The organism is Streptomyces sp. NPDC046915 (assembly GCF_040644935.1).
Taxonomy (GTDB): Bacteria; Actinomycetota; Actinomycetes; order Streptomycetales; family Streptomycetaceae; genus Streptomyces.
In genome coordinates this window covers 40,354-61,721 of record NZ_JBEYXB010000030.1, presented here as the reverse complement: position 1 = coordinate 61,721, position 21,368 = coordinate 40,354, and the positions used below count along the sequence as shown (strand labels likewise).

Here is a 21,368-nt window from a genome sequence, read left to right as displayed (position 1 = left end):
CCACCACGTCCGCATGCTCCGAGGGCTTCTCCGACAAGGCGATCCCGCAACGGCAGATCGTCTCGCAACCCCGCGACCTGTCTCAGGTGGCGAGACCCACACCGGGCGTGGCCACTTCCTCCGGATGCCGCAGGACAACCCGCGCCATGTGGTATCCGCGCGCCGTGCTGGCCGCCGCTGCGGCCGCCGCCGGTCTTCCCGCCGTGGACTCACCGTTCTTCTCGCTCGACGCCCCGGCCGCTCTGCGTCAGGAGGCGATTGAGGCCGCGGAGCTCGGCTTCACCGGCAAGGTCGCCATCCACCCGCGCCAGCTCCCAGTGATCGAGGAGGCGTTCGCGCCCAGCCGGAGCGACGTGGAGGCGGCACGTGCCGTGCTCGAGGCGGCCGCGACGGCGGAGGGCAGCATCACCACCGTGAACGGGGCGATGGTTGGGCCGCCTCTGATCACAGCGGCCCACGCCGTCGTCGCTCGAGCCCATGACACGTTGACCGACCCGAGCGAGAAGGCAGGCTGCTGAGGGCGCTGACATCCCCCGCGGTTTCCGTCGCGTCGAAGGGGACCAGATCCGGGAGGTCGTCGGACTGGGCCTCGACGAGCTCGTCCCGGGCTTGGCCATTCAGCACCGTCCGGCGCGGACAGTGACCGAGACTGAGCACGTTCAGGTCCTCGCGCTGATGGGCAACGAGGCCCCCATCCACTCCGACACCGAGTTCTGCTGCCGCATCGGGCACGAGCGCGTCCTGGTGTGCGGCATGCTCACCCTCAACGTCGTGCTCGGCATGACGGTGCGATCCACCAGCGGCATGACCACCGGCAACATAGCCCTGGATGAGGTGCGCTTCGAGCATCCCGTCCACGTCGGCGACACCCTGCGAGCGCAAAGCACGGTGCTGGCCGCCCGCCGCTCCGCAAGCCGTCCGGATCAGGGCATCGTCACCTGCCGCATCGAGGGGTTCAACCAGCACGACGAGCGGGTCGTCAGCTGCACCCGCAGCTTCTTCGTCCCTGCCGACCGCGACGCCCTGCGCGACGCCACCGGCTACTAGGAGGGCACCCCGTGAATATCACGTTCTCCGCGGCTGACGAGGCCATGTGGGAGGAGTACGGGGTCCTTGCCCGGCGCGCTTACGGCCACGACGTCCCCGACATCGCGCGCCTCGGTCGGCACGCCGATCGACGGGTGGCGCTGCGCGGCGGCAGGGTCATCGCCGGCGGCTTGGGCCTGCCCGTCCCGCAGTGGTTCGGGGGCCGTCCGGTCCCCGGCGCGAGCATGGCGTGCGGCTGTGTCGCTCCCGAGGAACGGGGTGGTCGGCTCTCGGCCCGGCTGGCCGCCGAGCGGTTGCGCAGGCTGCGGGAGCAGGGTGCGGTCGTTGCGACGCTATGGACGGCCTCCAATGGCTACCTGCGCCGGATGGGCTGGGAGGCCCCGACGCAGGTCTTCTCCTGGACGGTACCCACCGACGCCCTGAAGCAGGTCGGTGCCGAAAGGTTGGAGATCACCTTCGGCGACACCGAGTATCTGGCGAAGATGCGCGACGGCCTGGCAGGCCAGTGGAACGGTCCCTGGCAGCGTCCCGCCTGGTGGAACGCCTGGCAGCAAGACCAGCACCCAGACCTGGACACCTACGCGTTCGCCGCGCCTGGCCACCTGCCGAGCGGCGCGCTCGCACTGGCCGTACGGCGACACCCGGTCGACGGGCTGCGGCTGGTCGTATACGACTTCTGGGCGGCCGACCACCCCACTGCCGCCGCGATGCTCTCCTTTCTCGGCGGACACCACAGCCGTATCCCCACGGTGGCGTTCGAACGCACCGGCCTGCCGCCAGGGATGCTGTTGCTGCACGGCCTGGAGAAGGGCGGGGCAGCTACCGCCCGGGCCTGGCACCCCTGGATGCTCCGGATCCTCAACCCGTGCCGCGCCGTGGAACTGCGCGGCTGGCCCGAGCACGCTGACACTGAGATAGTGCTGGACCTCGTCGCGGGAGACGGCTCTGGCACCGACCGGTACACCCTGCGGATCGGCGACGGCTGCGGAGAACTCCACCGCGGCGGAAACTCGGCCCACGTCACCCTGTCGGAAGGAAAGTTCGCTGTCTGGTACGCCGGCGGGTACCGCAACGCGGCGGCCGCCGCCCTGGCTGGGGTACGGGGAGACGTGGCCGCGATCGCCCGCCTGCTGGCCGTCACCGGCGACAGGGAGCCCTGGCTAGCCGACTACTTCTGACCCCGACCCGCTGCTCCGCTCGTTGTACCTGCCATAAGTAATGAGCCTTGTCCACCCTTTCGGAGACGTTCACCCGATGACCGACAAGCCCCTCCCGCCCGAGCTGCGTGCCTGGGTCGCCGACCACCTGTCCGGCCTGGACACGATCGAGGATCGCTCCTGGCCACGGAGCAGTTCACAGGTGTGGCGCGTAGCCGCCGGTTCACGATCCGCCTTCGTCAAGATCAGCCATAGCGAACTCGACTTCGACCGAGAGGTCGCCGGGTACGCCTACACCGAGCGAGTCCTGAGCGATCAGCAGGCGCCCCGCCTGCTGGCCGCCGACCCGGACTTGCGTGCGCTCCTCAGCTCGCCGCTGCCGGGCCAGGTCGTCCGGGACCTGCCGCTGGCCCGGGATGTGGAACTGCGTCTGCACGAGGACGCTGGTCGGCTGCTGCGTCACTGGCATGACGCGTCGGACGCCGGGTCGGCCGCAGACCGTACGGCCGTGCGCTCCGCTATGCAGGAGTATGCCCAGGAAGCTGCCGACTGCCTGGAGGATACCGCCGCGCACCTGGCCGTCGACCGGATCGCGCTGGTTGAAGCCGCATCGAAAAACCTGGTGGACCTGGCCGCGCGACTGCCGTTGGTCTTCCGGCACGGCGACTACGCGACCAGGAACTGGCTCTACGACTCCGCAACCGACAGCCATGGTCTGATCGACTTCGCCATGAGCCAGTACGGCGTCGTCGTAGAGGAGTGCGTGTGGCTGTTCGGCGCCGTCTGGTCCGTGCGGCCCGATCTCCGGGACGCCTACTTCACCGGCTACGGCCGCCTTCTGACACAGGAGGAGGAAGAGCTGCTGCGGCTGCTGACCGTCCGTCTGGGCGTCTCCTACTTGCGCACTGGCCTGGTCAAAGACCGCGGAGACCTCGCGGCACGCGGCCATCTCATCCTCGACCGGATGGCCTCCCAGCGCCCATAGCCGATCCCGCCCGGGCCAGCAGTCGGCCGCGATGCCTGAGTCCCCAAGCGATTGGAGTTGAAGATGGTCTTCGAGTCCGACGTGTACGGCCGCCCGAGTCGATCGCATGGAACGCCGTCCCGCAGCCGCTGCGCGCCGCTGTCGAGGGTTGCGCCGGCCCTGTGTTCGCCACCGTTCCGGCGTCGGGGGGGCGTACTGCCCTGCTCACCCTGGCTCTCGAGGTCCCCGAGGGCCGGGTGTTCCTCAAGGCGACACCGTTGACTCATCGGTACGCGGACACTCTGGAGGCTGAGGCGCGCGTCGCACCGATCGTCGCCGAGATCTCGCCCCGCCTGCTCCACCCCGGTACGGCGGGCGGCTGGCGGTGGTTGCTGTTCGAGCATGTGCAGGGCCGCCATGCTGACCTGTCACCTGCCTCCACGGATCTCGGCGCAGTAGCGGAGGTGCTCCAGCATTTGCCAGCCGTGAAGGTGCCTGACTTCGCGGGCACCCTCGGGATCGAGGAACGGTGGGCGCACCTGGCCGGTGACCTGGACCTGCATCGGCTTGCCGGGGACTGGCTTGTGCACACGGACCTCCACGCTGGCAACATCCTCGTCTGCGACGGCGGGGCGGCCGTGCTCGTGGATTGGGCACGGCCTGGGCGTGGTGCCGGTTGGCTGAGCTCCGGCTTTTTGTTGGCGTCGATCATCAACGCCGGCACGGCTCCCCAGGTGGCCGAGAGCTGGGCCCGTCAGACGCTCCCCGCCTGGGCGGCGGCCCCGGGCCCAGCCGTAGATATCTTCGTCGCCGCGCTGGCTCGGCGCCGTGCCGAACAGGCAGAAGTCTGTGCTTCCTGGCGCCGCCTTGAGCGGGATGGCGAGTTCCGGTCGGCCCAGCGCTGGCACGCCTTCCGCGCCGCTACCACCTGACCTGCATCGACTCATTCCTCCGGCCGTAGCCGATCGGCCGGGGCTCATCGTCCCCCACCCGCTTCCTAGGGAGAGCCATGCCTGAACGCGCCCATCAGAAAGACGCCCACAGCTGGGTGAGATCCGATCCGAGCCCGACGGACGTACGGATGCCAATCAACGACCTGGAGCGGCTGATGGCCGAGGTGTGCGCCGCCGCCGGCGTACCCGCAGAAGCGTCCAGTCAGGTGGTGTGGCACTACCTGACAGGGGAACTGCGGGGCAAGCCGTCGCATGGAGTCGCGAAGTTCGTCTTCGAGTCCCGATTCTTCCCCGAGCGCCAGGCCCCGCCCGAGGTTGTCCGCCAGCGGGGCGTGTTCGCAACTATCGACGCGCACCCCGAAGTCGGGCCGCTCAGCACGGACTTCGCCGTCTCTGTGACAGTGGAGCGAGCCAGGCTGTTCGGTGCAGGCGTCGTCGGGATGATCAACACTCAGCGGTACGGCATCCTCGCCGACTGGAGTGAGGCCATCGCCCGGCGCGGACTGATCGGGATCGCCACGAATACCACGAAGAAGACGGCTGCCCGAAAGCCGACTGCGAAGAAAGCAGCTCCCGCGACGAAGACCAGCCCGAAGTGGTCTCGGGCTCATTGGCCACGACGGCACGCTCCTTATACCTCGGATGATGCTGCCGGATGCTACCCACCCGTACACCGCGATAGTTGCTGTCCAGCACAATTGCCACCCGAGCGGGATCGCGCAGGCTCCCCATCGGCACGCGGGTTGAGCATTTCGGCACTGTGCCGCCTGTGACTCCATCTCCCGCAATCACCCCGGTCCACGACCGAGTGCTTCCGTAGTACGGCTTGCGGCCCCCGTTGCACACCGTGGCACAGCAACTGCCCACGGCTTGAGAAGCGTCCCGCCTGCCCGAACGGAGTGCCGTGGCGCATATGCACCCCACGGCCGGGACACCCGTCCTGACCAGCGCAATAAAGTGGATCTGTCGTTGGTTGCGACGAGGGAGGGAAGCCATGCCGAGTTCTCAGGACCACTGGAGTGAGGACGCCGCCTGCCGAAGTTCCGACCCGGATGAGCTCTTCGTGGACGGTCCGCACCAGAAGCGGGCCAAGGCGGTCTGCACAGGGTGCCAGGTGCGCATCGAGTGCTTGGCCGAAGCCCTCGACAACGGATTTGAGTTCGGCGTCTGGGGCGGCATGACCGAACGCGAGCGCAGAGCACTGCTGCGCCGCAAGCCGAACGTCACCTCGTGGCGGAAGGTCCTGGAGGACGCCCGCCGCGAGAGCGAGCGGCCACGGGCCGGCTGAGCGATTCCGTCGCGAACCCACAACCAGAGGCACGTCCGCAACGCGGAACGCCGCGGATGTTGGCATAGCCCCAGCTCCCGCCGCAAGGGACAGCCAAGACCATAGACACCCCGGCCTTCCCCTGTGATGGTGGGCACGCGGTTATTGATCACGCGGCGAGCGTGAGTTTAGCGGTGTGGTGTCGGCGTTCGTATTCGTTTGGGCTGAGGTGGCCGTTGGCGGAGTGCCGTCGGCGGGTGCTGTAGCGGGTCAGCCAGGCGAATACGGTCCGTCTGCAGGTGTCGGCGTCGCCGTAGTCGCAGGCGCCTTGGAGCGTCTCGCGTTTCAGCGACGCGTGGAAGCTTTCGCAGGCTGCATTGTCGGCGCTGGTGCCGACCGCGCCCATCGAACGGGTGACCCCGAGCTGGTCGCAGAGGCCGGCGAAGGCCCGCGACCCGTACTGGGCTCCATGATCGGAGTGGAACACTGCCCCGTCCAGGCCGCCGCGGGTCGAGGCCGCCATCCGCAGTGCGTCGGTGACCAGGGCGGTGCGCATGTGGTCGGCGATGGACCAGCCGACGACTTTGCGGCTGAAGCAGTCCAGCACCGTCGCGAGATAGAGGAACTCGCCGTTCGCGAGGGGCAGGTAAGTGATGTCGCCCATGTACTTGCGGCCCGGTTCGGCGGCGGTGAAGTCCCGCTGGAAGAGGTCCGGGACCTGGGAGGCGGCCGGGTCCGGGACGGTGGTGCGAACCCGTCTGCGCAGGCGGATGCCGGTGATGGAGAACGTCCGCATGATCCGGGCGACCCGCTTCTCGTTGACCCGACGCCCTTTCTCACGGAGTTCGGCGGTCACGCGCGGGGAGCCGTAGGCGCCGCCGGACTCGCCGTGGACCGTGCGGATCTCCTCGGCCAGGACCTGGTCCCTGCGCTGCCGGGCGGCCCGTGCCTCGGCGCCGGCGAGCCACTTGTAGTAGCTGGACCGGTTCACGTCCAGGACGTGGCAGAGCCGCTTCACCTCGTAGGTGTCCCGGTGGTCGTCGACGAACTGGAAGCGGCTCCTCACCAGTTCGTCTCTCCGGCGAAATACTTGGCCGCCTTGCGGAGTATGTCGCGTTCGGTCGCCAGTTCGCGTTCACTCGCCTCGAGCTCCGCCACCCTCGCCTCCAGCTACCGGATCCGCTCGTCCGAAGCCTCGGACGGCGCCGGTGTCCCCGATGGGACGGCCGGCTTCGCAGCCGTGGCGGTGACACCGCGGCGTTCACGGTCCCGCAGCACCCACTCGCGCAGGGTGGCGCGGTTGATGCCCAGGTCGGCGGCGATGCTCTCGTATGTCGCCCCGGGTGTGGACTCGTACAGGGCCACGGCATCGGCCTTGAACTCGTCCGAGTAGTCCTTCATCGCCATCGGCGGTTGTCTCGCTTCCTCCGGATCAAGCAGATCCAGTATCAGCGTGTCCACCACTCAGGGGGAGGCTCCGGGGCGTTGGCGGCGTTCACCAACCCGATCTTCTTGGGGCGCGCGACCGACTGATACTCAGCCAATCACCCTCGCAGCGCCCGTGCTCTCATGACGTCCCAGAACCGCCTCAACTCCCACCGGGTCATCCTTTGCCAGGGCGCTGCGTGCCTTCGGACAGCGCCTGCTCGGCTCAGCGAGGTCCGCTGGGTCCTGCAGAATGCCGCAGGAAGCTCTGCCTGGCGGGGGAGCATTCCTGGGCTCGGATAGGGGCACAGGCTGAACTGGCATGACCTGAGACAGGTGGATCCAGCCAAGGGTAGCTCGCCCACGGCTGGGAGGTCTGGGAGAAGTGGGGACCGGTCAGATGTCAGGCATGGAGGGAGATGGTGCCCCAGCGTGCCCGACAGCCTGCTTTCGATTTCAGCAGGCCGCCCCTCTCTTTCGGTCAGGTTCAGCAGGAGCACTACGTCGGCCATGAGCTGCTGGGCCCGCCGATCGAGAGCCTTCCAGCCGGTAGACACGGGAAGCCACACGTCGCTCAGGAGGAGCGCGGGTGCCTGAGCGGACCCGACCCTTGAGAGGGTTTCCCGTTCGTCAAGCCAGATGAAGCGTGTCGGCTGACCGATTTCCAGCGCACGCACTGCGAGTTCCGCCGCCTCTCTGACGAACGGATGGAGCAATTGGGTCGGAATTCTGCGTGTCCAATCGTTGACTGTTTCCTCTGCCGCACGTCGGTCCATCCCATGGCTCTCGAGATCGTCAGGCAGTGCCCATAGGGCCAGGGCCTGAATGAGGGTTACCTGGGAGAACCAGTGGGCTGCGCCGGCGAGCATCTGGAGGGCTCGCTCCATCAGATACTCTTTCGTCTCACGCGATGTACGAGGGTGCCGAAGGCGGCGGTTCGCCGCATACTTGAACCCCTGAGCGAGTGCGATCTCTTCGGTCATCCTCAGATCCTGACCGTGAACGAGCCACTGCATGAGGTCTTCCCGTGCTCGCAGCATGACGGTCTGTGCTTCACTGTCGCCCCCGCGGCCAACAACCGAACCGGCGAGAGACGGGGCGAGCCACGCGCTCACTGTTCTGGCCCGGTGTTCTTCGTCGCTTCGCCTCTCTCGCTCCGCCGAAGCAGCGCGCCGGCGCAGGGGCGAATCGGCACTTCTCCCACCCCTGTTCTCTCGTCGTTGCCCGCAGGCGGCCCGACAAGTGGAGCCGAGGACCGAGTCCAGCGCCGCACGGGCGACATTACCTCCGTCAGCGATTTCACGTGAGGCCGCGAGACGCACGGAGGCGAGATTGTCGCGACCGCTGATGGACCACAACAGACGGTATCCCTGTCTGGCACGTTGGCCACACGTCTGTTCACTTGGCTCAGTCGCCCGCAGCGCCTCGCCGAACCGGCGCACGAACTCTAGCTTGTTTACTTCAACGTTCTCTCGGAGGCTGGAGCGGATGTCCGGCCACATCACGGCAATTTCCTGGGCGATAACGGCTAGTTGCGACCCGCCGCTCACGTTGTCGATCTCAACAGCCGTGACCCATACATCCAGGCCTCGGGCGTCCGCACGTCCGCGCGCGGCCACACGGAGCAGTTCGACCACATGGAAGTCATGCGGTGGCGCGGCCGGGTCTTCTCGCGTGGCCCGCAGGGCCACCGCCCTGGAGTGCAACACCAAGGAGATGAGGAGCTCGCGACTTGGACAGCGCAAAGCTGAGGCCATGTAGAGAGAATCACGCGTGGCGACGTCCATCAGTCGTGAGCCAAAATATGCCTGCAGGAGGCTGTTTCGGAAGCGGACGCTTGCACCTTGAATTTCCACCAGCCCGAGCGCCTCGGCGTAGGCAGCACCCATTGGGGCATCGATGTTCTCTGCCCCTTGGACCCGAAGCCTCCTCAATACTTCACCGATGATGGGCACGTCGACCTCAGACGCCATATCGAGAGAATCGAGCGGCACGGCGACTGTATCGTCTCGAAGGCCGATGCACGCATATACTGACAGCCATTCCAAGGCAGCCCAACGCTCCGCTTCACTCAGTGCGACTTCAGGATGAAGGCGACGCACCAGAGCCGACTCCCACGTCTTCCACAGACTGACTCTCACCCTCGAACGGTCGCGCCATGGGCCTTCCGCAAATTCGAAAGTACCGCTCTCAAGCAAGCCTGACCTGATAAGCTCCCCGGTGAGCCGTAGATAGAACGGCGCTTCTGCCATCTGTGCGGTTCTTACCAGCCACTCCCCTTGCAAGCGCTCATGATGCCAGTCGCTCATGTGGAGGAGCGTTGCGACCTCCCCCTCGTCGAGTGGCTCTAGTTCGGTAACGGTCACATCGATGGCCCGGAACAGAGGACCGTGAGGCAGAGACGTGACAACGAGGGGCAATCGCTGCCACCTAGCGCGCTGGAGGGCCGAGCGGACCACAGATTCACGCCCCAGCGCCCCAACGCTGCCGAGGGCCTCCTGCAAGTCATCCGCGAGAACGACAACCTTGTCATCTTCGACCAGTCTCCGCCATGCTCGTTCCCGGTCATCCTCCGGTAATTCGACGGTTGCTGCGAGAAAGCGACGGTGAGCCAGTTCGAGAAAGTCCAGCGTGGAGTCACTGCCTCCCAGTTGGACGGGTACAGGTAGCAGTCCCCGTCGGGCAAGGTTCTCTGTGAGCAGAATCAGAACCGACGTCTTTCCCGCGCCGACGCCGCCCAGCAACAGCTGCGGATTGCGGGATTTCCTGTCGCGCAATTCGCATTCGATTTCTTCGCATATACCTTCACGTCCGACGATTGCACCGACGATTTCATACGGCCCCCCTTGGCGAAGCCATTCCGAGTAGCTCTTCAGCACTCGCCCCACCTTACGGCTCTCCACAAGCTTGACGAGGAAAGCCAGTAACGCTGCGGTAAGCGCGTTTGCAGCCCCAAGGGTCTCTCCCGTGGGCCGCCACACGGGAGAGAAAGCGACAATATTGAGCAGCACCAAAATGCCGCCTGCGTACAACGCGGGCTCGTCCGTGGCACGACGCCAGAATCTGCCTGATATCATGCCGTTAGTCTTTCGTGGCGCCAGTCTGGATGCAGCGAGCAGTAATCTCTGGGAACCTACACGGTCCCGACTTCAGCACGATGGTGACTCTCGTGCAGGCGGCAGTTCCGGCACTCATGGCTCCACTGCGCGTAGAACGTAAGGTCCGTTTGGAACGTCCGCCTAGTAACCAGCCTGTAGCCGCGAATCCCGATCCGCCACTGCGGAACCGTGCGGTTGTCGACAACAGCGAACAGGGGAGGCCGCCAGCCGGGGATCTCCCGGCCCACCGCCGGGTCGCGGGCGATGGCCACCAACGCCTCCCGGACGACGTCTCGCTTCCCCTCCGTTAGGTCGCCGAACGCCTTCCTGGCGGGCGCGGCCTCCTACAACGGGACTCCATTCAGGTGCCGCCGCTCCCGGATCGCGCGTCTTCCAGCGTCGTCATGATCTCGAGCGAGTTCCGGATCAGGACCCGGTGCCACCGGCCGGACCAGGCAGTCGACATCTTGGAACGCGGCCGCGGCGGCATGCTCGGCGAGGCACTCGCCCGCGACCGCACCGACCTGTAGCACCTACTCGACGGGAACGCCGAGAAATGCGCCGCGGCCGAACGCTGCCTACCCGCCGCTGCTGCCGTCCGCGCACTTGAGGCGGGAGAAGCGGCACCTCGACGCCGAACGGCTCACCAGCCTCTGAAGCCTGCAGCCACCCGCCCAGCGAGGGCGGCTGCCACCACCGCGACTCTGATCGGCGCCGTGCGTCGCAGGGCTCGTCGCCAAGGCGCGAGTCGATTGGGCCCGGTGCACGGCGGCGGCTCTCCGGCACCGCCGAAGGGCAGCTCGCAGAAGTCGCAGGTGTGACGCATCGGTATCGCCCGTCCGTACACGCTTCACTTCGTGTGCATCCACACATCCAACGTGCCCAGGAACAGGCCCGACGTGAAGACCTAACGGAGTCCTATTAGGGCACGGTGAAGAGAACCTTATCCTCGTCCGCGGCGGGGTCCGCCTGCTTGAGCCTGGCCCTGATGCTGGATCCGAGCTGGAGATCCAGGCCGTTGGTCGAGACGACCTTGGCCAGCACGGCGGGGTCGGCCAGGAACACTTTGCCCTCGCGCGGCCTGCCCCGCTCCGCGTCGGTGTCGATGACCGCGGCGTCGAACACCTCGCCCACGCGGTCCTTGAGCACCGCGGCCTCGGCCAGGTCCACGGTCTGCCGGTCCGCCATGCCGCCCTTCCCCCGTGCCGTGTCGCACGGGATGCAGGACAGGGCGTCGAGCACCCAGTTCGGCGGGGCCTTGTCCGCGCACGCCATCACGCACAGCTCACCGGTGTACCGGTCGACCAGACGCCGCAGCGGAGCCGTGCAATGGGTGTACGGGGCCGCGATCGCTGCGTGCATCGTGTACGCCGGCTTCTGGTTGTCGCGGAAGACGGTGTACTCCGCCTTGAGCATCGTGCTCGTGGCCTCGGTGAGGAAGGCCATGTGCTGCTGGTTCTGGGGATCGAGCTTGCGGACCAGCGTGGCGTACGAGACGCCAGGCCGCCAAACGATGCCCAGGGCCTTCGCGATGTCGTGCAGGCGCTTGATCACGTTCTGATCGGCCTGCTCCTTCTGGGTCCGCAGGATGCCGGTCCCCGTGTCGAGCATGATCTGGGCCGCGGACATCCCGGTCATGAGGGAGATCTGCTCGTTCCAGCCCTCGACCGGCAGCGTCGCCACGTAGCGCAGCCGGAACGATCCGTCCTCGAGGGTGACCTCCTGGTCCGGCAGATTCACCGAGATGCCGCCGCGCGCGATTTCGACGGCCTCCCGCAGCTCGCCGATCTCGCGCAGCAGGGCGAGGGACTCCTCTGCCGTGCCGTTCTCGATGGCCTGCTGGGCGCCAGCGTAGTCGAGCTGGGCCCGACTTCGGATCACGGCCCGGCTCACGGACGAGTCGGTCAGATTGCCGTGGGCGTCGAGGTCGTGCTGCCACAACAGGGCGGGGCGGTCCTTGTTCGGCAGCAGGCTGGCCGTGCCCTCGGAGAGGACGGGCGGGTGCAGGGGCACCTTGAGGTCGGGGAAGTACAGCGTTTCGATCCTGTCGTGCGCCTCGATGTCCAGAGGGCTGCCCGCCCTGACGAAGGTCGCCACGTCCGCGATGGCGTAGTACACGCGGTAGCCGCCACCGGGCCGCCGTTCCAGGTGCATGGCCTGGTCGAGGTCCTTCGAGGTCGGCGGATCGATCGTGAAGAACGGCAGGTGGGTGGCGTCCTTGTCGGGCAAGCGCGCCTCACCCGCGGCCTTGTCGGCCGCTTTGAGTACGCGCTTGGGGAAGCTCAGGGGGACCTTCAGCTCCGCGCGGAGTTCCTCCAGCGCGGTGCGCAGAGCGTCCTGGACCTCGGCAGACATGTGCATCAGGCGGCGTTGCATGCCCCGAGCGTAGGGCGGCGGTCACGAACCGGCGCGGCGAGCGGGGCCGGGCGGCGGAGGGGACCGGGGCGACGGCGGCCGCGCGGGGAGGGGACATCGCCGGAGGGCGCGCGACGACAGCTACGACACCTCGCCGCGTTATCGGATCGCCCGAATACGCCCAGTATGAGGACGACCCTCCGCCTTGCGATGCCCCGCATCTGACGCCGCGCGCTGATCCACCGGGGATTACGGGACAGCCCCCTGGCGTTCAACGACCCGCACCGCTCGCTGCCCGCGCTGCGCGACGGTCTGCGTCCCGGCGCGCCTCCGATCCTCTCGCTCCTGCACACCGACCTGCACGGTCGCGGCCCGTCGACCGCGGTCGCACCGCGCGAGCAGATGATCCTGCTCGGGGACGATCCGCCGCTGGCCACCCAGATGTGGGTCCTGGCGCCGCAACTGTGGGAGGACCTGCTCACCGAATACGGCTTCCGCGTCGAGGCCATCGATCTGTTGCGCCATCCCGATCAGAGCACGCCGGTCGTGCAGCAGCTCATCCGAGTCCGCCACCTTGCCGCCCGTCCCGCACGCCTCTCCAGCTGTCCCCGCAGTGCCCAGCCCCCGGCGCCGCACGCGGCCGTCGGGGTCGGTGTGATCCTCCTCGGCGAGCAGGGGGTTCTTCTCGGCCGCCATCGGCGCGGCACCATCGAACTGCCCGGCGGTACCGTCGAGGCCGGGGAGTCCTTCGAAGCGACGGCGGTCCGCGAACTCCGCGAGGAGACGGGCCTGATCGCCCGCCTGGACGACGTCAAGCTACTGGGCACGCTCGTCGACCACGTCGGGGGCGTCGTGCGCGTCACGGTGGGCGCCCTGGTCCACGCGTGGCAGGGCCGGCCCGCCACACAGCCGGACGAGAGCGTCGGCGACTGGGCCTGGTATCCCCTGGACCAGCTGCCCGACGGCCTGTTCGTGTGCAGCGCGCAGATCCTCACCGCCTGGCGCCCTGGCCTGCCCATCGACCACTCCCCTGCGCACTTCGCACACCTCACTCCCGTCCGCGGCGGACGGCCTCGCGTGACAGCCACCGCAGACTCGAGCCTGTAGCGACACCGCGACTTCCGCGCCAACTGGACGGGCCAGGTCAGCACTCGACCTATCCATCCACGCCGACCGGGACCCAGGGCGGGCCGCGCAGCGCTTCGCGACGGCAGTCGCCGGGCACAGCGACGACTACGCACGCTCGCGCGGCATCTCCCGTACAAAGCTGGCTTCCCTGGTCATGGCGAAGGGCGACCCGCTGCGGGCGATCGCCATCGGCCACCAGGCGCTCGACGACGTCGGCCGGCTCACTTCGCGGAGGGCGGCCGACGGCCTTCGAGAACTTCGCCGATTCACCTCGCAGCACCGCACGTTGGACGAGGCGGCGTACCTGCGCCAGCGGATCACGGCTACCTTGCAGGCACGACGCCCCCGGCCTCACCCGCCCGCACAGCACTGGAAGAAGCCTGCGCCCTCGCAGGCTTCAGCTCCACGGGCGCCGAACCCGTCCGGATCGCCGAGAACGAAATATGGCGCCTGCCAGGCAAGATAGTCGTCCGTATCGCCCGCGCAGGCCAATGGAAGGCGGCCGTGCGTGAGGTTCGCGTGGCCCGCTGGCTCGCCGACAACCAGGTACCAGCCGTCCGCGCACTGCCCGTTGAGCAGCCCGTCGAGGCCGCCGGGCGTCCGGTGACCTTCTGGGTCGAGCTGCCGCCGCACGTGATCGGCACCGTCCGGGACGTCGTCACCCTGCTGAAAGCAGCTGCACCCGTTGCCCCTGCCGGACTTCCCGCTCGACCGGCTCGACCCGTTCGTACGGGTCACCGAGCGCATCGAGGCGGCGACATCCCTGTCCGAGGACGATCGCGGGTGGCTGCGGCGCCGCGCATCAGAACTCCGGGAGTGGTGGGAGCGCAGACCTGCAGGTCTGCCGGAGTGCGTCGTGCACGGTGACGCGTGGGTCGGCAACGTCGCCCGCATCGCGCACGGGGCGCTGCTGCTCGACTTCGAGCGGGCCTCCGTCGGACCACCGGAGTGGGATCTCGTCTCCACCGCGGTCAAGGTGACTACGACCGGCACGGTCACCGACGCCGAGTACGCAGAATTCTGTGCCGCGTACGGCGCGGACGTCACCCAATGGGAGGGGTACGAACTCCTCGCCGGGGCCCGCGAGCTACGAATGACCACCTAGGCGGCCCAGCACGCGGCCACGCGCCCCGAGTGGCAGGCAGAAGCCCAGTACCGCGTCGACTGCCTGCGCGGTCGCGTTGAGCCGCGTCCCTGGCGGTGGAAGGGGATCATGTAGGGTCCGTGCGGCCGCGACGCTCAGGCGTTGTAGCCCTTCTGGCGTACGGTCGGCCCCCACTTCACGACGGCCTTGGCGAAGCAATCGCGACACAGCGCGACCGAGCGCGGCACCCCGACGACACCCGGGGTGCCGCGCTCGGTCGGCGTCGGCCGGAAGGCGCCGTCCAGCCGAGTGCCTTCGCTGCGGCACGGTCCAGCCGATCTCGGCGACGACTCGGTGCCGTTCCCTGTTCATGATCTGCTGGGCCCTTCCTGCGGTCGGCAGGACGAGTCGGGGAGGTCGGCCAGGCGCCGCGCCCAGAAGGAGCGGTCGGTCCAGCGGGCCTCCTGGGCGTGGATGACACGGCGGCCGCGCAGATACGCGCTCCGTGCGGCCGCGACCTTGTCCGCGTATGCGGCGAGGGCCGAGTCCGCGCCGTAGGGGGCGCGACCCAGGCGGGTGTCGACGGCCAGTCCCGCGCCCAGCCCGGTGTAGAGGGCGGTCAGCACGCCCTGGGAGGAGAGCGGGTCGAACGCGACCGCCGCGTCCCCGGCGGCGGTCCAGCCGTCTCCGTACACCGTGTCCAGGTGCGCTGTGTGCGCGGCGGCCCGGCGGGGCGCGGCAGGTGATGTGGGCGGGGGTCCGTCCCGGTGGATCCATCGGGACACGTGGCGGGTGGCCGTCATCCGTCGGCGGAAGTGGAGTGCGGTGTGGGAGGCGGCGGGCAGGTCGGCGTCGGTGAAGTAGGCGACCAGTCGCCCGCCGGGGGGCTGCGGGGCGGTGTACCACCAGCCGTCCTCGTCGGACTCGACGAGGGAACGGCGGTCGGTGTCCAGCGGGTCCGCCTCCAGGGGCATGTACAGAGCTGTGAGCCGGTCCCCGACCCGCCGCCGGGCCCCGCAGCGGACGGCGATCGCGGCGGCGCGGCCGGTGGCGTCGATCACCCAGCGGCAGCGCACCGTACGTTCGCCACCGGACCGGGTACCGGGAGGGCCGGTACCGCCGCGCAGGACCAGGGTCCAGCCGCCGTCCGGCGTCCGCGCGGGGTCGCGTACGGCCGAGCCCTCGGCGACCTCGGCCCCCGCCGCGCGCGAGGCGTCGCGCAGACGCCGGTCGAACAACCGCCGGTCGAGGTGCCAGCCATGGCCGTGCGGGTCGTTGATGAAGTCCACGGCGTGCAGGTCGGCCGAACCCCACGCCGAAAGGCTGCCGTAGCAGGGCAGATGCCCCGAGTCGAGAACACGGTCGGCGACGCCGAGGTCGCCGAGCAGTACCCGCCCGGCGGGCACGAGCGTCTCGCCGACCTTGGGCGGCCCGGTGCCGGCGTCCGCGAGCAGAACCGTACGGCCGGCACGGGCGAGCACGAGCGCGGCGGCGCAGCCGGCCGGGCCGCCGCCCGCCACCACGACGTCGTAGGTGTCCGTGCCGGGAGCGAGTGCGGCGCTCATCGCGCGTCGCGGAAGGGGTCGAGTATCTCGAGATATCCGGCGGTGATCTCCTCCTCGCGGTAGCCGGTCGCCCGGGCGGCCTCGCCGATGACCCGTGCCGCGGACTCGGCCTCGGCGGTTTCGGGGGAGAGCCTTCCCTCGGGCCGGAGGCCCGCCGCCGCGGACAACACGTGCGGACCCGCCTCGGGCATGTGCAGGTTGACGAGGTTCGCCGTGTCCGGTGCCTGGTCGAGCGGTTGTCCCGGGCGTGACTCCACCAGGATCCGTTCCGGGAACTTCCCGTCGCCCACTGTGTAGTCGCGCACCTCGACGATGCCGAGCTTGGGCCAGTCCTTGATCATCTGTGTGCGCTGCTGGTTCATGGTGCCGTCGAGGCCGCGCAGCCAGGTCGCCCGCCGCTCGAACGCCTCTTCCCGGGCGCTGTCGTCGCTCCCGGTCGACGGCGTGTTGACCTTCTCGAAGTCCTCCAGCTTGAGGACATGGTTGGGTACCTGCGCAGGCCAGAAGGTCGGCAGGTAAGGGCTGTACCGGGGCCCCAGGTTGGCCAGCACCTCATAGCCGGAACGGCAGCTCGCGGTGTCCGCCTGCCAGGGGGCGGCCATCCAGCGAGTGAGGTCTCCGGGCCCCTGTGCGTGCAGGGGCCCGTTGGCGGCGACCGCCTCCTGCGGGGTGAGGGTGGGCCCGTAGTCGGGTTCCGCGGTGCCGGTGGCGCGGTGCCGGATGCGGAAGGGTTCACTGAACATGCTCGGGTGCCTGATCGGCCAGGTGACCTCGCACCCCGGGTGGAACGCGTCAGCGGCGCAGTTCTCCAGGGCCGCCCGGTCCAACAGCCCCGGCTGCTCGCCGACAGGGGCGTCGTCGACCGTGGGGCGCGGCTGCCGCAGGGGTCCGGCCAGGAAAGCCCCGTCCGCCCAGCGCTGCAGCATCCAGTCCTGGGCCGGCGACAGCACCAGGTGCTGACGCACGGACTTGGGCGTGCTGGCCATGGCGTCGCCGTAGATCCACGGCCACGGCAGCGGGGACTTTCCGTCCCGGTCGTAGTCGCGCAGGGCGGCGTACGTCTGGCGGCGCAGTTCCCGGTTCCGGCCGGACGGATCGGCGAGCCTCTTCCGCATGGCAGGCGAGAGGAAGAAGTGGGGGCCGTTCCAGCCGAACTGTGCCGCGAATCCCTGGTTGACCCACTGCAGATCGCAGAACCGGCGGAGGATCGGCTCGATGTGATCGGTGAACGAGATCCTCTGCGGGCGGGTCAGCGAACCGGCCTGGACGAAGACGTCGAAGAGCAGGTCGTGGAGGGTACGTATGGACTTCACGCCGGGGGCGTAGTGCGGAGGCCCGACCACGACCCAGGCCGGGGCGGCGGTCAGATCCTTGCCGTCGATACGGACCGTCGCCGTCACCGGGCCGTCGGACACGTCGTCGTACCAGGTGTTGTTGTTGGCGACCCCGGTGATCGGCTGGTTATTGTAGGAGGCGGAGTTTCCCCGGCCACCGAGCACCAGCAGGCGGCCGTCGGAACGGGTGGAGATCTCGCCGAGGTACACCGCCTTGCCCATGATCTTGCCGGTGTCGAACTTCTGCGTCTCGGTCTTCGAGCCGCGGACGGTGCGGCTTCCGGGGTCGTTGACCAGCTTCTTCCTCTCGGCGCCCACGACGTCGGCGTTGCGCAGAGCGTATTGCTCTGCCGCGAGCGTCTGGCCCTCGGGTATGTCCAGCGCCAGATGGAACTGGTACCAGGCGGCCTTCTTGTTGGCCAGATGCACCGTCCACTGGATCTCGGAGACACCCTCGGCGCCCGGCTTCAGCTCCCTCACCACCTCCCCCGCGGCGTTGTAGCCGTACACACGGAACCGTGCGGCCTGCCTGCGGAGCGCCCCGGAACCGTCCTTGTAGGAGCCGGGGTCCGCTGGTTTCTGGTCCGGTGATTCCGGGCCGATGAAGGGTGCTTCGAGACTGTTGCCGACCCGGGCGACACCGATGGCGGGGTGAATCTTCACCTTCACGATCTGACTGTCCATCGAAGAACCTTCCGTTGGGGCCGTCGGGATGCGGTCTCGAACGTAAGACGTGCAATTCCGCCCGGGGGTCACACTCCGACGGGGCTGATCGACGGCCGATCATCATTGACCTCCTACCAACTGCTGCCGTACGCACGCGAGTTCGCCCCGGTCGGAGGTGTGTGGCCGCACCTGAGGAGATCGTCGGCGGAAGTCACCGGACGCGGTCTCGATCAGCTCACCGCGCCGGTGAGGACCCGGCGCGCACGAAAATGCCGTACCGCCCCGCCTCATCGACGGCCTCCTCGCCACGACCTGCCTCGAGCTTCCGGCCGCCGTGACCTCGGCCATGGAGGTGGACCTGGTCGAGGAGAACGCCCTCGCGCGTCAGGGCGAAAGCCGGCACGGTACGGCGGCGCGCGCGTACTGAGAAATGAGGACTTCCATCAGCCGTCCGCACTCGCTCCTATGCGGCGAAACGCCACCGTCCAATTCCTGACCAGCCCGGACAACAGGCCTACCCGTCCGTTGCGCCACGGCGTGGTGCGCAGAAATAAACCCGGACCATGCACTGGGCGGACGAGGTCCGCAATCCGGGCAGGGAACTGCCTGTCATGTCAGCGGTGGCTGTCAGGATGACGTGCATGGCGATCAAGGATGTTGCCCGGCATGTCGTGAGCGAGCAGCGCATTGCGCAAGCGTTGGAGGGCATCGAGCGGCGGGCGCACCGCCGCTGGCACACGATGCAGTACGACTGTTACTCCGATGAGGAGCTGCAGGCGATGCGGGACGAGCTCCTAGACCACGCAGCTGCCCGCACACTCACGGACCCCCAGCTCAGCACTGCCGCGTCGCGCATAGCCCTGCGCACCGCGGCGGAGTGCGCCCTGGGTTTCTTGGAACTTGGCTGCTATCCCAACGGCGATCAGGAAATCTTCTTTCCCCTTATCGACGAGAGCATCAGCAGCGAGGACAAGGACTTCGAGGCCGTGGTGGAGCACGCATCCACCGCGAGAGACTGGCTGAGCGCCTTCGCTCTGTGTGTGATCAGCGGCATGGTCTGGGAGCGGGACCGGGCCATCGGACTACTCCTGCATGACCACGCGTCCACAATCCACGACGGGGTGCCGTACTCGCAGCTGGAGTCCAAGTCGGATCCAGCGGAACTGGCGGAGATGGACACCCTTGCCTGCTACCTGGCCAAGGCCCAAGGGCATCTGCCGGGCGACTGGCCCTCAGTGGCGATGCGCATGCCGGAGGTCGACGAGCGTCTCGATGCCGTCCTGGAGCTGAATGCTGTGGGTGCCTTGACGCCGGATCAGCAACTGCTGCGCATTCTCTTGGAGGATAACCAGCTGGCCTTCGAACAGGCCCTGGCGCACCGTCTTGTCCAGCACCAGCAGAGTGCACCCTCCGATGCGGCGCCCCGCAGCCTGCTGCCGCACAAGACCATCGCCCTGGCCGCTCTGGCAGTCCAGGTGCACGGCTGGGACTTGCACGTCCAGTCTGCCTACCTGCCGCAGGCCCTGCTGAATGCTCCGGAAGGCGCGCCGTCGGTTGAGAGGCCGACCCGGCCTGCAGCGGCGCCGCGCAGGGGCCGGACGAACCGATAGCTTGTCACCGCAGCACGCCACCGTCTGCCACGGCCACCTGATGGCGGGTTCGTTGCCGACCGCTGCACCGACACTCGAGGTCGAAAAGCGTGAGTGCCGGACGGACCGGGACAGCCGCGAGCGGCTGCCCTGGTCCGTTCTGCTGTGCACCCTGCGTGTATGGGGCCGCGCCCTCGCTCTGCTGCCGGCCCGCACGTACGCATCCCCGCTCGGCCGAAGCCGCGCGTCCGGGAGGTCGTATGGAGGTTCCAGCCGCTCCACCGCGCCCCGCTCTTCCTCCTCGGTCCGTAGCTGCGGCATCGGTTCAACCAGCCGCTGCAACCGGGTGTGAGCTGAGTCGGCATCGGCGTCCTCGCCAGCAACCTGCCCGAGCGCGCGCAGTGTCGCCCGCGCCTCTTTGCACGTGAGGTACAAGCAGTACACGCCCGCATCCGTGTCCTGACGCAACTCCTCGAAGGCTTCCTTCATCGTCTTCACGGGCGCACCAACGGGAAGAGGCGTGCCCCGTCGCGGCCTCGCCAGCGCTCCCACCCAGCCGGCCGAAGGCTCAGTAGAACTTCTTGGAGGACTGGGCCGTCGGGCTGGGGCTGCCACCGGATTCGAGTTCAGCGACGTGCTGGTTGTAGTCGTCGACGCTGCCCGGCTTCAGCACGTAGTCCTCGATCTGGCCGTCCGACTGCGGCACCTGGAGAGTGAGAGCGTCGCCGTCCAGAGTGCCGTTGAGGACCGTAGTGCCCAGCGTGAACTTCACCGTGAGGGTGACCTGGGCCCCCTTCAGCGTTCCCGTGACGATCGCACGCTGATGCTCCGGGCTGTTGTACTTCACCTCGGTGTCATCGAGGGTGCCGGTGATGGTGCCATTCTGCGTTTGGGTCTCGAGAAAGCTGACGGAGTTGTAGTCGCTGCCCACGAGGGCGTGAGGCAAGCCAGCTGCGATCGCTGGCACGATGGGATCGGCACTGTGGCCGGAGGCTTCCCCGGCGCCGCAGCCAGCGGTTGTAAGTGCGCAGACGGCAGTGGCGGCGACGGCCGCACGTTTGCTGATCATGAAGCCCCCCAGGCTGTCCCGCGAAGACTCTAGCCGCGGCAGACTCCTAACGGCCCGCCTTCCAGTCGGTGTCCAGGATCGCCGCGTGGACAGCCGCGATGATCAACGTGAATACCAGCACGCCACCCGACCAGTTCTTCGCTTTGCCCGCCAGTGAGGCGACGATCGGCGTGCCCCAGGCGAAGACGGCGTAGAGAGCGGGCACGTACATGGCGACGACACGCTTCTTCGCTGCGATGAAGAACAACGGCGGTGCCAACAGCCCTGCTGACGCCACCACGACTACGACCCAGATCACCTTGTGCGCCGTGGCTGCGTACATCCAGGCACGGATCGGTGCGTTCACGTACGGATTGCTCATACCCCCCTACCTCAAGCGGAGCACAAGTTTGACCTACAACCACCCGAGACGTAAGGGATGCGTAAGGATTGATCAGCTCCCCCAATCGTCTGGACCGCCACCCCGCCACTCGATCAGCCCTAGCTCGGCGTGCGCCGCGACGTCCAGCTCGTCCCAGCCTTCCAGGCCGGCGCGCTCCAAGAACACCGCGAGGTCGTGCAGCGAGTAGGCCGTGCCGAGGGTCGCGCCGTCGACGCGCACTCGTCGACCGCCAGACTCGGTGGGCGGGTACACGACGACACGTGGATTCTCGATCACGCCTTCAGG

At 68.2% G+C, this 21,368-nt stretch carries 19 protein-coding genes and 1 pseudogene; 11 read left to right on the top strand and 9 right to left on the bottom strand.

Features of this window, described 5'->3' with window-relative positions:
- Positions 1-146 precede the first annotated feature (146 nt).
- The 7 genes from ABZ915_RS43585 (at position 147) to ABZ915_RS43555 (ending at position 5,409) form a co-directional block, all read left to right on the top strand.
- Positions 147-518 carry an HpcH/HpaI aldolase/citrate lyase family protein gene (locus ABZ915_RS43585; RefSeq protein ID WP_361815356.1) on the top strand — a complete coding sequence of 124 codons (372 nt, stop codon included), beginning with the start codon at positions 147-149 and terminating at the stop codon, positions 516-518.
- Between the two features lie 10 nt (positions 519-528).
- Positions 529-1,047, top strand: a complete 519-nt coding sequence (locus tag ABZ915_RS43580) for a MaoC family dehydratase (protein WP_361815420.1) — start codon at positions 529-531, stop codon at positions 1,045-1,047.
- 11 nt (positions 1,048-1,058) lie between these two features.
- On the top strand, positions 1,059-2,225 hold the full coding sequence (locus ABZ915_RS43575) for a GNAT family N-acetyltransferase (protein WP_361815353.1): 1,167 nt from the start codon (positions 1,059-1,061) through the stop codon (positions 2,223-2,225).
- Positions 2,226-2,301: 76 nt separating this feature from the next.
- Positions 2,302-3,189 (top strand): aminoglycoside phosphotransferase family protein, encoded by an 888-nt coding sequence (locus ABZ915_RS43570; protein WP_361815350.1) that lies wholly within the window; start codon positions 2,302-2,304, stop codon positions 3,187-3,189.
- A 161-nt stretch (positions 3,190-3,350) separates the two neighbouring features.
- Complete coding sequence (locus ABZ915_RS43565) at positions 3,351-4,100, top strand: phosphotransferase (RefSeq protein ID WP_361815347.1); 750 nt, start codon at positions 3,351-3,353, stop codon at positions 4,098-4,100.
- 77 nt (positions 4,101-4,177) lie between these two features.
- Positions 4,178-4,894 carry an Ldh family oxidoreductase gene (locus ABZ915_RS43560; RefSeq protein ID WP_361815345.1) on the top strand — a complete coding sequence of 239 codons (717 nt, stop codon included), beginning with the start codon at positions 4,178-4,180 and terminating at the stop codon, positions 4,892-4,894.
- 221 nt (positions 4,895-5,115) lie between these two features.
- A complete protein-coding gene (locus tag ABZ915_RS43555; protein ID WP_361815342.1) occupies positions 5,116-5,409 on the top strand; it encodes a WhiB family transcriptional regulator in 294 nt (97 codons plus the stop codon).
- Between the two features lie 148 nt (positions 5,410-5,557).
- Here the strand turns inward: ABZ915_RS43555 and ABZ915_RS43550 are convergent.
- Positions 5,558-6,795: pseudogene (locus tag ABZ915_RS43550) on the bottom strand (IS3 family transposase).
- A gap of 137 nt (positions 6,796-6,932) precedes the next feature.
- The gene (locus ABZ915_RS43545; protein ID WP_361815339.1) at positions 6,933-9,890 is read right to left on the bottom strand and encodes an ATP-binding protein; all 2,958 of its coding nucleotides are present in this window, start codon (positions 9,888-9,890) and stop codon (positions 6,933-6,935) included.
- Positions 9,891-10,315: 425 nt separating this feature from the next.
- Between ABZ915_RS43545 and ABZ915_RS43540 the strand changes: the two genes are divergently transcribed.
- Positions 10,316-10,441, top strand: coding sequence for a hypothetical protein (locus ABZ915_RS43540; RefSeq protein ID WP_361815336.1), 126 nt, complete (start codon positions 10,316-10,318; stop codon positions 10,439-10,441).
- 391 nt (positions 10,442-10,832) lie between these two features.
- Here the strand turns inward: ABZ915_RS43540 and ABZ915_RS43535 are convergent, their stop codons facing one another.
- Positions 10,833-12,287, bottom strand: a complete 1,455-nt coding sequence (locus ABZ915_RS43535) for an RNB domain-containing ribonuclease (RefSeq protein WP_361815333.1) — start codon at positions 12,285-12,287, stop codon at positions 10,833-10,835.
- A gap of 381 nt (positions 12,288-12,668) precedes the next feature.
- Here ABZ915_RS43535 and ABZ915_RS43530 point away from each other — a divergent pair, with 381 nt between their 5' ends.
- Positions 12,669-13,373 carry an NUDIX hydrolase gene (locus tag ABZ915_RS43530; protein WP_361815331.1) on the top strand — a complete coding sequence of 235 codons (705 nt, stop codon included), beginning with the start codon at positions 12,669-12,671 and terminating at the stop codon, positions 13,371-13,373.
- A gap of 372 nt (positions 13,374-13,745) precedes the next feature.
- Here the strand turns inward: ABZ915_RS43530 and ABZ915_RS43525 are convergent, their stop codons facing one another.
- Positions 13,746-14,027, bottom strand: coding sequence for a hypothetical protein (locus ABZ915_RS43525; protein ID WP_361815328.1), 282 nt, complete (start codon positions 14,025-14,027; stop codon positions 13,746-13,748).
- A 52-nt stretch (positions 14,028-14,079) separates the two neighbouring features.
- Here ABZ915_RS43525 and ABZ915_RS43520 point away from each other — a divergent pair, with 52 nt between their 5' ends.
- On the top strand, positions 14,080-14,499 hold the full coding sequence (locus tag ABZ915_RS43520) for a phosphotransferase (protein ID WP_361815325.1): 420 nt from the start codon (positions 14,080-14,082) through the stop codon (positions 14,497-14,499).
- A 347-nt stretch (positions 14,500-14,846) separates the two neighbouring features.
- On the opposite strand, the gene ABZ915_RS43515 is transcribed toward ABZ915_RS43520, so the two are convergent.
- Both ABZ915_RS43515 and ABZ915_RS43510 read right to left on the bottom strand, forming a co-directional pair.
- Entirely contained in the window at positions 14,847-16,043 is a 1,197-nt protein-coding gene (locus ABZ915_RS43515) for an FAD-dependent monooxygenase (protein WP_361815322.1), read from the bottom strand.
- Entirely contained in the window at positions 16,040-18,061 is a 2,022-nt protein-coding gene (locus ABZ915_RS43510) for a LodA/GoxA family CTQ-dependent oxidase (protein WP_361815319.1), read from the bottom strand. The genes ABZ915_RS43515 and ABZ915_RS43510 overlap by 4 nt, the downstream gene beginning before the upstream one ends.
- 623 nt (positions 18,062-18,684) lie before the next feature.
- Between ABZ915_RS43510 and ABZ915_RS43505 the strand changes: the two genes are divergently transcribed.
- Positions 18,685-19,653, top strand: a complete 969-nt coding sequence (locus tag ABZ915_RS43505) for an immunity 49 family protein (RefSeq protein ID WP_361815316.1) — start codon at positions 18,685-18,687, stop codon at positions 19,651-19,653.
- A gap of 547 nt (positions 19,654-20,200) precedes the next feature.
- On the opposite strand, the gene ABZ915_RS43500 is transcribed toward ABZ915_RS43505, so the two are convergent.
- The 3 genes from ABZ915_RS43500 to ABZ915_RS43490 form a co-directional block, all read right to left on the bottom strand.
- Positions 20,201-20,701, bottom strand: coding sequence for a hypothetical protein (locus ABZ915_RS43500; protein ID WP_361815313.1), 501 nt, complete (start codon positions 20,699-20,701; stop codon positions 20,201-20,203).
- 46 nt (positions 20,702-20,747) lie between these two features.
- Entirely contained in the window at positions 20,748-21,062 is a 315-nt protein-coding gene (locus ABZ915_RS43495; protein WP_361815310.1) for a hypothetical protein, read from the bottom strand.
- A 72-nt stretch (positions 21,063-21,134) separates the two neighbouring features.
- Positions 21,135-21,359: a hypothetical protein gene (locus ABZ915_RS43490; RefSeq protein WP_361815307.1), complete on the bottom strand. Its 225-nt coding sequence runs from the start codon at positions 21,357-21,359 to the stop codon at positions 21,135-21,137.
- Between the last annotated feature and the right edge of the window lie 9 nt (positions 21,360-21,368).